Below are 14171 nucleotides of genomic sequence, written 5' to 3' on the forward strand. Positions count from 1 at the left end.
CCATACAAGCAAGTCAGCTCGTTAATTTCTGTTTACTTCAATTCGAACCGTGGCTTAACGGCCACTACAGATTCGAGTTATCGTAAACAAATCCTTGCTGGACAAGCCATTGAAATCCAATCGTTCACAGTATCGGTCGTCGTTCCCCACAGACGCTCCCCGGCCGAACGCTAGCCAAAGAACATCGAAATGTCGTTCCAGGTCGCAAAAACCATGAGCATCAGCACCATGGCAAAGCCGATCCGATAAGCGACATCCTGCGCAGCTGCTCCAACCGGCTTTCCGCGCAAGGCCTCAACCGCATAGAACATCAGGTGGCCGCCATCAAGCACCGGAACGGGCATGAGGTTAAGCAATCCTATGGAAACTGACAGGACGGCCGCAAGCTGCAGCACGGCAGCCACACCCAGTGTCGCCATTTGGCCCGAGGCCTGAGCTACACGGATCGGACCGCCAAGCTGGTCAGCCTTCATACGCCCCGTAACGAGATTCGCCAGATAATCGAATGTACCGGTAACGATGTGCCAGCTTTGCAGCGCGCCCTGCCCGATGGCCTCGATCGGCCCGTAGGTCACCAGTCGGAAATTGCCGGCATCCTGATCGGTGACGATACCGATGATTCCGACCTCCATCTTGTTGCCGAACTGGTCCGATATCTCGGTCCGCTCAGGCACCATCGGAAGATCCAGGAATGCACCGTCCCGCTCGATCCGGATCTTGATCTCCAGCTCTGGCCGCACGCTGACATAGCGGCGAACGTCGTCGAAGGTTGCGACCGGCGTTCCGTCGATGGCGATCAACCGATCACGCGGAAGAATGCCGGCCTTGGCGGCGGCACTGTTCTCTTTCACCTGAGCGACGACCGGGTCGGCCACCGAACGTCCGTAAACGGCGAAAAGAACAGCAAAGATGGCGATGGCAAGGATGAAGTTGGCGATCGGACCGGCCGCAACCGTCGCTGCCCGCTTCCACAGCTTGGCCCCCAGGAAGGTCCGGGACCGCTCTTCGGGCGAGATCGCCTCCAGCCGTTTGTAATCCGGCGTGCTGGCCGCATCCTCGTCGCCATAGAACTTGACGTAGCCGCCAAGCGGTATTGCGCAGAATTTCCACCGGGTGCCATGCTTATCGGTCCATCCAAGCAGTTCCGGCCCGAAGCCAACCGAGAATGCAAGGATCCGAATGCCCGACCAGCGGCCAACGAGATAGTGTCCCATTTCGTGCACGAAGACCAAAAGGGTCAGCACCAGCAGAAAGGGAATGATGTAACCGGTCACGAATTGCAGGGCATCAAGCAGATATGTCATGAACTTTCCTTAAGTGCCTGCCGGCAGCATTACAGGCCGAGGAGGACCGACCCGAAGGCGATCTGACGCCCCTCGCTGAGCACATACTGTATCAGGACCAGGACCAGCGTGGCGATGCAGGCAAACACCAAACCGTCGACCCGATCCATGACCCCACCATGCCCAGGAATGAGATGGCTCGAATCCTTGACGCCGAATCGGCGCTTTATGAAGGATTCGAAGAGGTCTCCGATCTGGCTCGCAACGGAGAGAACCAGCGCCACAGCCGGGACACGCAGATCTTGCAGCGGAAAATATGCCATAAAAACGGCAGTGCCGGCCACAACGCCGGAAATCGTCCCGCCGATGGCGCCCGACCAGGTTTTGCCGGGCGAAATGCGCGGCGCGAGCTTCGGGCCGCCGATCGCCCGACCGACGAAATAGGCAAGAATATCGGTTCCCCAAACGACGGCGAAGACGAACAAGGTGGCGATCAGACCGGCCTGGTCAACCCCGCGCAGGGCCGCCAGCGAGATACCGGTCAATCCTGCATAGACGATGCCGCCGGGCAACCACCAGCTGCCCTTCTTGAGCGACACCCAAAGCACTGCGATAACGACCGCAATGAGCAAGGTCGGCAGACTGTAGCCGATATATCCGAAAAGAATGAGCGCCGCGATTATCGCCAGCGACAGCCAACCGAAGGCATTGCCCTGAAAATCACGCTCCGGCAGACCGGTAATCGTCGACCATTCGTAGTAAACGAGCAGTGCGATCAGGACCGAAAGAAGCTGGAAGGCCAAACCGCCGAACCAGGTCGCACCGAGGGCGACCGCCGCGAGCACCACTCCCGAAGCGATGCGAAGCTTGAGTTCTGTTTGCATTACGAACCAACCGCTAACGTCGGCTGCGCCAGACCGCCGAAGCGACGCTCGCGGCAGGCGAATTTCTCGAGCGCGGACAGGAACGTCTCGCGCGTGAAATCTGGCCAGAGCTCCGGAACGAACAGCAGTTCCGAATAGGCGCCCTGCCACAAAAGAAAGTTTGAAAGCCGCTCTTCGCCGCTGGTGCGAAGAATGAGATCCGGATCGGGAATGCCGGCCGTATCGAGCGAAGCGGCGATGCGCTCAGGCGTGATGTCCTCTGGCCGCAGGCGGCCTTCGGCAACTTCGGTTGCCAGGCGGCGCATGGCGCGCGTCAGCTCGTCGCGCGCACCATAGTTGAAGGCGATCACCAGCGTGATGCCGGTATTCCCGCTCGTTGTCTCCTCGGCCTCGATCAGCAGAGGCAGGATGTCACCACGCAGGTTCGAACGCTCCCCGATGATGCGGATACGAACGTTCTCGCGGTGCAGGTCCGCAAGGTCGCGGCGAATGAAGGCCTTGAGCAGGCCCATCAGATCGGTGACCTCGGCCTGTGGCCTGTTCCAGTTTTCCGACGAGAACGCGAAAAGCGTAAGATAACGGATGCCCGCTTCTGCCGCTGTCTTCACCGCGTCGCGAACCGCTTCAACGCCCTTGCGGTGTCCCATCGTGCGCGGCAAACCGCGCGCATTCGCCCAGCGCCCGTTGCCATCCATGATGATGGCAACGTGTTCCGGAACGGTGATCGGGATGAGATTTTGCATAAGGCGTCCGCGAAAGGAGACTCAGATCAAGAGCAGATCAGACCTGCATGATTTCCTTTTCCTTATCGACGAGCAAGCGGTCGATATCGGAAATCGTTTCATCGGTCATCTTTTGCACCCGCTCCGACTGAGCACGGCTGATATCCTGCCCGATGTCGCCGTCCTTTTCGGCTTTTTTCAGGTCGTCCATGCCATCGCGACGAACGTGCCGAACGGCGACCTTGGCCTTTTCGGCATAGTCGTGAGCAACCTTGACCAGCGACTTGCGGCGCTCTTCGTTGAGTTCCGGCAGCGGGATGCGCAAATTCTGGCCGTCGATGATCGGATTCAGGCCGAGGTTCGATTCGCGGATGCCCCGATCGACGGCGCCGACCATCTGCTTGTCCCAGACCGAGACGGACAGCATGCGCGGTTCCGGCACGGTGATGTTTGCCACCTGATTGAGCGGAACGCGCGAGCCGTAGGCTTCGACGGTTACCGGATCGAGGACATTCGCCGACGCACGGCCGGTGCGCAGCGACGCAATATCGCTCTTGAATGCGGAGATAGCGCCGTCCATGCGACGCTTCAGTTCCTTCAGGTCTACACCTTCACTCATGGCTGGAAACTCCCGTTCTGTCTTTCATCGGCCGATAGCCGTCTTGCAGCTCTTAATTGTCGGTAACGATGGTGGCGCGGCCGCCACCCGTCAATATTTCAGCGAAGCCGCCCTTCTCGTGGATCGAGAAGACGACGATCGGAATGGCATTCTCGCGTGCGAGCGCCACTGCCGCCACGTCCATGACCGCGAGACCCTTTTCAAGGACCGCACTGTGGGTCAGCCGGTCGAAACGCGTGGCCGTCGGATCCTTCTTCGGATCGGCCGAATAAATGCCATCGACCTGGGTGCCTTTGAAGATCGCCTGTGCGCCCATTTCGGCGGCGCGCAGGGCAGCGGCAGAATCGGTAGTGAAGAACGGATTGCCCGTGCCGCCTGCAAAGATCACAACGCGTCCGAGCGACAGATGGTAGAGCGTTGCGCGCTGCGAGAAGCTCTCGCAGATCTCCGGCATTGCGATTGCCGAGAGCACCACCGTGTCGATGTCGAGCTTGCGCAAAGACGTCGCCAGCGCCAGCGCGTTGATGACGGTCGCCAGCATGCCCATATGGTCGCCGGTTACCCGATCACCGCCCTTGGAGGCAACGGCCACGCCGCGGAAGATGTTGCCGCCGCCAACGACGACGCCCACTTCGACGCCCATGGCGCGAGCTTCGGCAATGTCCGCGGCAATGCGGTCGGCAACCGCCACATCGATACCGAAGCCCTGGCTTCCCATCAGGGCTTCACCGGAGGCTTTGAGTAGAACACGCTTGTAGATTGGCTCGGCCGACATCATCGCTCCTGAACAGATCGGTACGCGTGCGCGCAAAAAGGCGCGCTGCGTATAAGGACATATTGCGCTACCCGGTTTCAACCGCTGCAGAGCATTTTCCGGCGGGTCCGGCGCATTGACGAAGCCGGATACACGAAGGGCATCGCGTTGTCACGCGATGCCCCAAGGTTTTCCAAACAAGGGTGAAGAAATCAGCCCTTTGCGACCGCCGCAACTTCGGCTGCAAAGTCCGTTTCTTCCTTCTCGACGCCTTCGCCGAGCAGAAGACGCGCCATGCCGGTCACTTCGATCGGAGCGCCAGCGAGCTTTTCAGCATCCTTGACGGCCTGGCCGACGGTGATTTCCGGGTTCATGACGAAGGCCTGCGACAGCAGGGCAACTTCTTCGAAGAACTTGCGCATACGGCCTTCGACCATCTTTTCGATGATGTTGTCCGGCTTGCCCGAAGCGCGCGACTGCTCGATGAACACGTTGCGCTCGCGCTCGGCGACAGCGGCGTCGACTTCGTCGGCGCGGATTGCCAGCGGGTTGGTGGCAGCAATGTGCATGGCGACCTGACGACCGACCGAGAACAGAACTTCCTTGTCACCGACCGACTTCAGAGCGACGAGAACGCCGAGCTTGCCGATGCCGTCGCCGGCAGCGTTGTGGATGTAGGTGGCAACGACGCCATCTTCGACCTTGAGCGCGGCTGCGCGGCGAAGCGTCATGTTCTCGCCGATCGTGGCGATCGCGTCCTTGATCGTCTCGTCGACCGACTTGCCGGTTGCCGGGTAGTTGGCATTGGCAATGGCTTCAACAGAACCGTCGGTGCCGAGCGCGACGTTGGCAACGCCACGAACGAGTTCCTGGAAGGCTTCGTTGCGAGCAACGAAGTCGGTCTCGGAGTTGACTTCGACGACAACGGCCTTGACGCCGCCGCTGACAATACCGATGAGGCCTTCAGCAGCCGTGCGGCCCGACTTCTTGTCGGCCTTGGCGATGCCCTTGGCACGCAGCCAGTCGATCGCAGCCTCCATGTCGCCGTTGGTTTCGGCGAGCGCCTTCTTGCAATCCATCATGCCTGCGCCGGTCTTTTCGCGCAGTTCCTTCACCATTGCTGCAGTTACACTCATCTTTTTGCCTCTTTGTCTGTTTGGCTGGCGCGCTGCCCGCAAGTGGCGCGGCACCAGGAGGTGTGGCAGGGGAATGGCTTGCGTATGTGACACCGTGATGAACGCGCCCACCGCGATGATACCCGGGGCGCGGATCGCTGGCCCAAGCCGCTTCATCCCTCGCTGAAAAGAACAAGGCCGTTCAGACTTTTCATCACAAACGGCCTCGCCCCGACATTAGATTGGTGCGGCGGTTCTATGCCCGCCGCGCCTTGATCAGGCTTCGGAGGCTTCGTCGAGCGCCGGCTCGATCATAGCTTCAGCCGATGCGCCGAGATCGCGGCCCGATGCGCCCTGCTGACGGGCAATGCCGTCGATGGCTGCACGAGCGATGAGATCGCAGTAAAGAGCGATCGCACGCGATGCGTCGTCGTTGCCCGGGATCGGGTAGTCGATCTGGTCCGGATCGCAGTTGGAGTCGATCACGGCAACAACCGGGATGCCAAGGCGCTTGGCTTCGTCGATTGCGATCGATTCCTTGTTGGTGTCGATGATGAACATCAGGTCCGGTGTGCCGCCCATGTCGCGGATACCGCCGAGAGCGCGGTTGAGCTTTTCACGTTCGCGCTCGAGGTTCAGGCGCTCCTTCTTCGTGAAGCCCGAAGCTTCCGAAGCGAGGATTTCGTCGAGCTTGCGCAGGCGCTGGATCGAGTTCGAAATCGTCTTCCAGTTGGTCATCATGCCGCCGAGCCAGCGAGCATTGACGTAGTACTGGGCCGAACGCTTGGCAGCGTCAGCGATGATTTCCGAAGCCTGGCGCTTGGTGCCGACGAACAGGACGCGGCCGCCGTTGGCGACGGTGTCGCTGACGATCTGCAGGGCGCGCGACAGCATCGGAACCGTCTGTGCGAGGTCGATGATGTGAACGTTGTTACGATCGCCGAAGATGTAGGGCTTCATCTTCGGGTTCCAGCGATGCGTCTGGTGGCCGAAGTGAACACCAGCTTCAAGCAGCTGGCGCATGCTAAAATCAGGCAATGCCATGCCTTTTCTCCTTTTCCGGTTGAACCTCCGCGAGACGTCGAGCTCATCTTTCGAAAAGCCCACCGGCGGAACGATCCGGATTTCTCCCGGAACATCCCATGCCTCACGTGTGGAATGGGCAGCCCCTTACCGGCTACTGCCCGACAAATCAAGACTTGAAGTCTGTTTTTGTCATATCGACTACTTGCATTCTTCCGATTTGAAGACTTCGAGATCGGCAAGCTTCCCGCTCAGCACGAAGTCGCCGTAATCCATCGTCAGGTCGCGGGTGATGCCGTTTTCGTAGAGTTTGAACGACATGCGGTAGATCGGCAACGCGTCGCCGCTGTTGTCGTCGTTGAAGTAAGAGATGGTGACCGGCCAATAATTCTCAGTCCCGAGCTTGCCGGCCTTGCCTGCATCCGGCTCATCGGGCGTCGGTTTACGCGACTTGCCGACGAAGGTCGAGGTGATCAGCGTCTTGTCACCCGAATCGGAACCATCGAAGATCCGTGCCTCGAAGAAGCTCTCGCCCTTCTTGGCGCGATCGATGACTTCAACCATGTGCTCGGTCGGAAACCGGCTTGCTGCCAGTTCGACCTCGCGCTTGTCCGGCGCAGTCAGTTCGACCTTGACGCCAGTCTTGTCGTCATGGGCCGTGCCGCGCACTTCCTTGTCGAGCTTTTCGTCAGTGAAAGAGCGGGTCAGAAAGCGGAAGTTGCCCGACTTCATATCCTCATAGGTAGTCGTCTGCTGGTCGGTCATGCGCGTTTCTTCGCCGGTATTCACCTGCGTCACGAAGCGGAAGCTGACTGTATACCCTTCGCAGGCCGATCCGTTGAACTCGTAGACCATGCGGCCGTACATGCCGGAAATACCCGAGCGGTCGGATGCGTCCTTGAGTTCGAGATCGTAGACCGCCCGATGCGGCACGAGGACACTCGCGCTCGCGGCACTGACGCCCGAAACCGTCATCACCGCGAAGCAGGCGCTGCCTAAACTGGCGAGACCGAAGCCTTTACGAAACATCCGTTTCCTCCTGTTGGACTCGCCGGCAATGCTATAAACAAGCTTCGGCAGAAGCGAGGCGTCACCACATTTAAATGCCGCGTCCCGCTGCGATCCGGTCTGAATGCCGGATTTTAACACAAAAGACAACAACGGAGCCTTCCATGTCCGCAGAGATCGAAACGCGCCTCAAGGACCTTGGCGTCACCCTTCCCCAGGCAGCAGCCCCAGCGGCGAACTACGTGCCATACGTCATCAGCGGCTCGATGCTCTACATCTCCGGACAGCTGCCGATGGAGGGCGGAAAGATCGCCGTTACCGGCCATGTGGGCAAGGACGTTGACGTTGCAGGCGCCCAACGCGCAGCCGAACTCTGCGCCATCAATATTCTCGCGCAGGCCAAATCCGCGCTTGGCGGCGACCTCGGCCGCATCCGCAGGCTGGTCAAGATCAACGGCTTTGTTGCCTCCACGCCAGAATTCATCGAACAGCATCTCGTGCTCAACGGCGCCTCCAACCTGCTTGCAAACGTCCTTGGCGACGCCGGCAAGCACGCGCGCGCTGCCGTCGGCATGGCCGCCCTGCCCTTCAATGCCGCCGTCGAGATCGACGCGGTCATCGAGATCGCGTGATCGGGTGCCGGGCATGACGGATATTTCCTGGCTGAAAGCTCAGCCGATCGCCCATCGCGGCTATCACGACATGAACAAGCAGGTCTGGGAAAACACGCTTTCGGCGTTTTCCCGTGCTGCCGATGCCGGCTTTGCGATCGAATGTGACCTGCAATACACCGCCGACAGCGTGCCGGTCGTCTTCCACGACGACGACACCGAGCGGCTGTGCGGCATCAGGGGTGACGTGCGATCGAGGACGGCCGGAGAACTCAGCTTGATGTCCATCGGCGGAACCAAGGACAAGGTGCCAACGCTGTCGCAAATGCTTCGGCTCGTCAAAGGACGCGTACCGCTCGTCATCGAACTCAAGGGGCGCAAAGACGACGACGAGGGATTTGCGGCCGCCGTCCTGGAAACGCTCGAAGGCTACAAAGGCCATGTCGCCCTCATGAGCTTCGACCATTGGCTGCTCAAGGATCTGAAAGCGCTCGATGCGCCCTATCCGCTCGGGTTGACGGCCGAGGGGGCAAGGCCGGAGACCTTCTTCGTCCATGAAGAGGCCATGCAACTCGGGCTCGACTTCATCTCCTACCACTACGGCCATCTGCCGAACCCGTTCATCACAAAGGAACGCACGCTCGGCCGAACGATCATCACCTGGACCGTTCGCGACAAGCAGGCTGAAGAATATACCTATGCCAACGCCGATCAGATGACCTTCGAGGGTTTCGACCCGCGGGAGGCATTGATTTCCTAAGCTCATGTCCGACGCCGTTACCATCCGCATAGAGCAATCCTTCTCCGCGATACCGGCGGCGCGCTGGAACATGCTTTCCGGCGCGACAAAGGGACCGTGCGGCACGGTCTACAATCCGTTTGTCTCGCACGCCTATCTCTCGGCGCTGGAGGAATCGGGCTCGGCCACGGCCAAGACCGGTTGGCTCGGTCAACACCTGCTGATGGAAGGCGCCGACGGAAGGCTCCTCGGGGCACTCGTGTGCTATCTGAAAAACCACAGCCAGGGCGAATATGTCTTCGACCACGGTTGGGCGGATGCGTTCGAGCGTGCCGGCGGCCGCTACTATCCCAAGCTTCAAGGCTCGATTCCCTTCACGCCCGCAACCGGACCGAGGCTGCTGACGGTTTCGAGCCAAGACGGCTCGCCCGTACAGGACGGGCTTGCGGCAGGCCTGAAGGAGCTGACACGGCGGCATGACGCCTCATCGGCGCATGTGACCTTCGTGCGCGACGTGGAGATACCGGTTTTCGAACGGGCCGGTTTCCTGCATCGTACCGACCAGCAGTTCCATTTCCTGAACGAAGGTTATGGGACCCACGGCGAATTCCTCGAAACGCTTGCATCCAGAAAGCGCAAGGCCCTGAAGAAGGAGCGTCGCGCCGCACTCGAAAACGGCATCACGATCGACTGGTTGACCGGCAGCGATCTGACGGAAGCGATCTGGGACCAGTTCTTCACATTCTACATGGACACCGGCAGCCGCAAGTGGGGGCGCCCCTATCTCACGCGCGCCTTCTATTCGCTGATCGGCGAGCGCATGGCCGACGACATCGTGCTGGTGATGGCACGACGCAACGGCCGCTATATCGCTGGCGCGATCAACTTCATCGGCGGCGACGCGCTTTATGGCCGCCACTGGGGCTGCATCGAGGAGCACCCCTTCCTGCATTTCGAAGTCTGCTATCACCAGGCCATCGATTTCGCCATCGCAAAGGGCCTCAAGCGGGTCGAAGCCGGAGCGCAGGGCGAGCACAAGCTTGCCCGCGGCTACATGCCGGTCACGACGCATTCAGCGCATTACATCAGCCATCCCGGCCTCGCCCGGGCGGTCTCGGACTATCTCGTTCGCGAACGGAGGGATGTGGAGGAGACGGCTGAGTTTCTTGCCGAGCACGGCCCTTTCCGCAAAGGTGAGCGCCAGGACGATTGAACCGCTCTCCGGCGTTGGCCGGATCCAATCCAAGAGGAAAAACAATGAGCGTTTACGACACCAACAACATCTTCGCCAAGATCCTGCGGGGCGAGATCCCGTCGCACCGGGTCTACGAGGACGACGCAACGATCGCCTTCATGGATGTGATGCCGCAGGCTGAAGGCCACATACTCGTCGTCCCAAAAGCCGCTTCCCGCAATCTGCTGGATGCCGACGCTGCGAGCCTGCCGGCACTGATCGCCGCCGTTCAGAAAATCGCTGTCGCAGCCAAGGAAGCCTTCGACGCCGACGGCGTGACGATCATGCAGTTCAACGAGGCTCCCGCCGGCCAATCCGTCTTCCACCTGCACTTCCACGTCATCCCGCGGCGCGACGGAATTCCGCTGAAGCCGCATTCCGGCACGATGGAAGATGGCGCGGTATTGGCCGCCAACGCCGAGAAAGTGCGCCAGGCGCTTTAAATGCGAATCTGACGGCCACACCAGCGGCCGTCACCGACTACGGATTGATCTCTAGAAACCCAGCCACCATAGCCCGACGGCCAAGGTGGCAATGGTTGTCGCTATTCCGATTGCCGGTTTGCGACCGAGAAGGAAGAAGGCTGTTGCCCCAATCGCGACGGCTCCCAGGCGCAGCCATAACGGCGATTGCTCAAGAACGCCTGTCGGATAGAGGATGAGTTTTGCAATGACGGCTGCGACGAGCGCAGTCGCCACCGCCCTCACCCAGTTCAATGCCTCGGAATCGTCGCGCAGCCGGTTTCCGGCGATGACACCCAGCCAGCGCCAGATGTCGGTCGCGAGCCAGCCGGCGATCGCGATGAAGGCGTAGGCCCACCAGCCGTCCTGCCAGGTCATGCGCCGATCTCCCGGCGACGGCGCCAGAGCCGCTCCACCGCCCAGGCCAGCGTGCCACCGCCGACGCCGGCAAGCAGGATGTCGAATTCGGGGGCGAGCCAAAAGAACAACGGACCGGCGACCAGACCGAAGAGCAGCGCGATATAGACGACCGGATGACGTGCGGAGTGCCAGATCGAAGCCAGGAAGTAGATCGGCGTCAGGAAGAACAGGCAGCCGGCGACGATCGGCGGAAAATCGGCGACGAAGTGATAGACGACGGCGACCAGCACCATATTGGCGACCACCAGCGTGATGCCGAAACCGGCGAAGAAAGCGACACGCTTCTCGCGAGGCACCGCCTGCACCTTCTCCATCGCAAAGACCCAAGCCGTGATCGCAACAAAGTGCGACAAAAACAGCAGTAGCCATGTCGGCGTTTTCGCCGTGCGCAACTCCGGAATGAGTGCTGCAACCATCGGCATCAACCGGACAGACGAAAGCGACACAGCAAGGAAGGCAGCCGCCAGACTGGCACCACTCATCATCGAACTGACGAGAATGACCTTGGCCGGCAGCGCCCATACCATGCCGGTCATAAAGACGACCTGCTCCGGTGGAATCCCGGCCTGAGCCGTCAGGGAACAGAAGCCGACGAAGGACAACATGAGGATAAAGGCCGGAAGGCTGAACAGGCCACGCATGCCGGTCAGAAACCAGACGACCGACGACTGGTCGTTTTCATCACTCTTCATTAGCCGTTCCGGAGTTGTCTTCATTCAGAAAAACGCTGCCGGATGTTTCCATCCGGCAGCGCATAACATCGGGTCCGATCGGACTACTTCTTACGTGGCACCTTCGGCACCGTCTTGCCCTTTCGCGGGCTCGCCTCGCTGGCAGCCTTGCCGTCGGCATCCGAAGACGACTTGGTTGCTACCTTCTTCGGCTTGGCCTTCGGTGCCTGTTCAGCCCCGACGGCTTCCTTTTCCTCGGCCTTTTTCGGCTTGGCGCTCTTCATCGCCGGGCGTGTCACTTCCGCCTTCGGCTTGATCGGCGCGGTTTCCGGTACGGCATCGAGCAGCAGCCCCTTGGTTCCGTCGGCCTTCGTGCCGATCGTCACGCGCAGGACGCCACCCTTCTTCAGCTTGCCGAACAGAATTTCGTCGGCGAGCGGCTTCTTGATGTGCTCCTGGATGACGCGGGCGAGCGGCCGTGCACCCATCTTCTCGTCGTAGCCCTTCTCTGCAAGCCAGGCGATCGCATCGGGCGCCAGATCGAACGTGACGTTGCGTTCGGCGAGCTGGGTTTCCAGTTGCATGACGAACTTCTGCACGACCTGATGGATGACCGGAGTCGGCAGCGATGCGAACGGGATGACCGCATCGAGACGGTTGCGGAACTCGGGCGTGAACAGGCGGTTCAACGCTTCCTCGTCCTCGCCGGTGCGCTTGGATGAGCCGAAGCCGATCGCAGCCCGTGCCATTTCCGAAGCGCCCGCATTGGTCGTCATGATCAGGATGACGTTGCGGAAGTCGATCTTCTTGCCGTTGTGATCCGTGAGCGAACCATGGTCCATGACCTGCAACAGGATGTTGAACAGGTCCGGATGCGCCTTCTCGATTTCGTCGAGCAACAGCACGCAATGCGGATGCTGGTCGACGCCGTCAGTCAGAAGACCGCCTTGGTCAAAGCCGACATAGCCGGGAGGTGCACCGAGCAGCCGCGATACCGTGTGCCGCTCCATATACTCCGACATGTCGAAACGCAGCAGCTCGACACCGAGCGACGTTGCCAGTTGCTTGGCGACTTCGGTCTTGCCGACGCCCGTCGGGCCCGAGAAGACGTAGCAGCCAATCGGCTTGTTCGGTTCGCGCAAGCCCGCGCGGGCGAGCTTGATCGACGAGGCAAGCGCCTCGATCGCCAGATCCTGACCGTAGACGACGGAGCGCAGCTCCTTCTCCAGGTTGGCCAGCACCGCTTCGTCGTCCTTGGAGACGGTCTTTGGCGGAATACGGGCCATCGTCGCGACGGTGGCTTCGATCTCCCGTTCGGTGATCAGCTTGCGGCGCTTGCTGACCGGCAACAGCATTTGCGCTGCACCGGATTCGTCGATCACGTCGATCGCCTTGTCCGGCAACTTGCGGTCGTTGATGTAGCGGGCCGAAAGCTCGACGGCGGCCTTGATCGCCTCGTTCGAGTATTTCAGGTGATGGTAGTCCTCGAAGTACGGCTTCAGGCCCTTCATGATCTCGATCGTATCGGCGATCGTCGGCTCGTTGACGTCGATCTTCTGGAAGCGACGCACCAGTGCACGGTCCTTTTCGAAGAACTGCCGGTATTCCTTGTAGGTCGTCGAGCCGATGCAGCGGATCGCACCCGACGAAAGCGCAGGCTTCAACAGGTTCGACGCATCCATCGCGCCGCCCGAGGTGGCGCCGGCGCCGATGACCGTGTGAATTTCATCGATGAACAGCACGGCGCCCGGATAGTCCTCGAGCTCCTTGACCACCTGCTTCAGGCGCTCTTCGAAATCGCCGCGATAGCGTGTGCCCGCCAGCAACGTGCCCATATCGAGCGAAAAGATCGTCGCGTCCTGGAGGGCTTCGGGCACCTTCTTTTCGATGATGCGCTTGGCAAGACCTTCGGCGATCGCCGTCTTGCCGACGCCGGGGTCACCGACATAGAGCGGATTGTTCTTGGAACGGCGGCAGAGAACCTGGATCGTGCGGTTGACCTCGGCGTGGCGGCCGATCAGCGGATCGATCTTCCCGGATTTCGCCTTTTCGTTGAGGTTGACGCAATAGGCCGTCAGGGCATCCTGCTGCTTCTTGGCGCTCGCCTCTTCGTTTTCACGCGCAGGCTTCTGCTCGGATTCGTGTTCCTCGGCGCCGCGCACCGGACGTGCCTCGGAGCTTCCCGGCCGTTTGCCGATACCGTGCGAGATGAAGTTGACCGCGTCGTAGCGCGTCATTTCCTGCTCCTGCAGGAAATAGGCGGCGTGGCTCTCGCGCTCGGCGAAGATCGCAACGAGCACGTTTGCACCCGTCACTTCCTCGCGCCCGGACGATTGAACGTGAATGACGGCGCGCTGGATGACCCGCTGGAAACCGGCGGTCGGTTTTGAATCCTCGTCATAGCCAGTGATCAGGTTCGACAATTCGTTGTCGACATAGTCTGTCACGGTCTTGCGCAGCGTCTCGAGATTGACGTTGCACGCGCCCATCACGGCCGCTGCGTCGGCATCGTCGATCAATGCCAGAAGCAGATGCTCAAGCGTCGCATATTCGTGGTGGCGCTCGTTGGCAAAAGTCAGTGCCTGGTGCAGCGCCTTTTCGAGGCTGGGCGAAAATGTTGGCACGTT

At 60.5% G+C, this 14171-nt stretch carries 15 protein-coding genes; 4 read left to right on the top strand and 11 right to left on the bottom strand.

All coding sequences use genetic code 11. The annotated features are described in order from the left end of the window. Positions 1–170 precede the first annotated feature (170 nt). From rseP to ABIE33_RS00345, 8 genes are all read right to left on the bottom strand, one after another. The gene (rseP, locus tag ABIE33_RS00310; RefSeq protein ID WP_429119988.1) at positions 171–1304 is read right to left on the bottom strand and encodes an RIP metalloprotease RseP; all 1134 of its coding nucleotides are present in this window, start codon (positions 1302–1304) and stop codon (positions 171–173) included. Between the two features lie 29 nt (positions 1305–1333). Next, positions 1334–2167: a phosphatidate cytidylyltransferase gene (locus ABIE33_RS00315; protein ID WP_429119991.1), complete on the bottom strand. Its 834-nt coding sequence runs from the start codon at positions 2165–2167 to the stop codon at positions 1334–1336. Beyond that, entirely contained in the window at positions 2167–2910 is a 744-nt protein-coding gene (locus ABIE33_RS00320) for an isoprenyl transferase (protein WP_429119993.1), read from the bottom strand. Before ABIE33_RS00320 ends, ABIE33_RS00315 begins: the two co-directional genes overlap by 1 nt. Before the next feature lie 37 nt (positions 2911–2947). Beyond that, entirely contained in the window at positions 2948–3508 is a 561-nt protein-coding gene (gene frr / locus ABIE33_RS00325) for a ribosome recycling factor (RefSeq protein WP_025426821.1), read from the bottom strand. 52 nt (positions 3509–3560) lie between these two features. Then, positions 3561–4283: a UMP kinase gene (gene pyrH, locus ABIE33_RS00330; protein WP_025426820.1), complete on the bottom strand. Its 723-nt coding sequence runs from the start codon at positions 4281–4283 to the stop codon at positions 3561–3563. Between the two features lie 191 nt (positions 4284–4474). After that, entirely contained in the window at positions 4475–5398 is a 924-nt protein-coding gene (tsf, locus tag ABIE33_RS00335) for a translation elongation factor Ts (protein ID WP_429119998.1), read from the bottom strand. Between the two features lie 255 nt (positions 5399–5653). After that, complete coding sequence (gene rpsB, locus ABIE33_RS00340; RefSeq protein WP_038576045.1) at positions 5654–6421, bottom strand: 30S ribosomal protein S2; 768 nt, start codon at positions 6419–6421, stop codon at positions 5654–5656. A gap of 180 nt (positions 6422–6601) precedes the next feature. After that, positions 6602–7429, bottom strand: coding sequence for a cell envelope integrity EipB family protein (locus ABIE33_RS00345; protein WP_429120001.1), 828 nt, complete (start codon positions 7427–7429; stop codon positions 6602–6604). 143 nt (positions 7430–7572) lie between these two features. Here ABIE33_RS00345 and ABIE33_RS00350 point away from each other — a divergent pair, with 143 nt between their 5' ends. Genes ABIE33_RS00350 through ABIE33_RS00365 form a run of 4 tightly spaced genes read left to right on the top strand, consistent with a single transcriptional unit; the run spans position 7573 to position 10435 of the window. Further along, positions 7573–8040, top strand: coding sequence for a RidA family protein (locus ABIE33_RS00350; RefSeq protein WP_025426816.1), 468 nt, complete (start codon positions 7573–7575; stop codon positions 8038–8040). Between the two features lie 13 nt (positions 8041–8053). Continuing rightward, positions 8054–8779, top strand: a complete 726-nt coding sequence (locus tag ABIE33_RS00355; protein ID WP_429120004.1) for a glycerophosphodiester phosphodiesterase — start codon at positions 8054–8056, stop codon at positions 8777–8779. A 4-nt stretch (positions 8780–8783) separates the two neighbouring features. Further along, entirely contained in the window at positions 8784–9971 is a 1188-nt protein-coding gene (locus tag ABIE33_RS00360; RefSeq protein WP_429120007.1) for a GNAT family N-acetyltransferase, read from the top strand. 44 nt (positions 9972–10015) lie between these two features. Continuing rightward, the gene (locus ABIE33_RS00365) at positions 10016–10435 is read left to right on the top strand and encodes an HIT family protein (protein WP_429120010.1); all 420 of its coding nucleotides are present in this window, start codon (positions 10016–10018) and stop codon (positions 10433–10435) included. 51 nt (positions 10436–10486) lie between these two features. Here ABIE33_RS00365 and ABIE33_RS00370 read toward each other — a convergent pair whose 3' ends face one another. The 3 genes from ABIE33_RS00370 to clpA all read right to left on the bottom strand — a co-directional run bounded on the left by ABIE33_RS00370 (position 10487) and on the right by clpA (position 14168). Beyond that, positions 10487–10831 carry an AzlD domain-containing protein gene (locus ABIE33_RS00370; RefSeq protein WP_429120013.1) on the bottom strand — a complete coding sequence of 115 codons (345 nt, stop codon included), beginning with the start codon at positions 10829–10831 and terminating at the stop codon, positions 10487–10489. Further along, on the bottom strand, positions 10828–11565 hold the full coding sequence (locus tag ABIE33_RS00375; protein ID WP_429120016.1) for an AzlC family ABC transporter permease: 738 nt from the start codon (positions 11563–11565) through the stop codon (positions 10828–10830). Before ABIE33_RS00375 ends, ABIE33_RS00370 begins: the two co-directional genes overlap by 4 nt. Positions 11566–11648: 83 nt before the next feature. Further along, positions 11649–14168, bottom strand: a complete 2520-nt coding sequence (clpA, locus tag ABIE33_RS00380) for an ATP-dependent Clp protease ATP-binding subunit ClpA (protein ID WP_429120019.1) — start codon at positions 14166–14168, stop codon at positions 11649–11651. Positions 14169–14171: the final 3 nt, after the last annotated feature.

This window comes from Ensifer sp. 4252, from assembly GCF_050434565.1.
Classification (GTDB): Bacteria; Pseudomonadota; Alphaproteobacteria; order Rhizobiales; family Rhizobiaceae; genus Ensifer.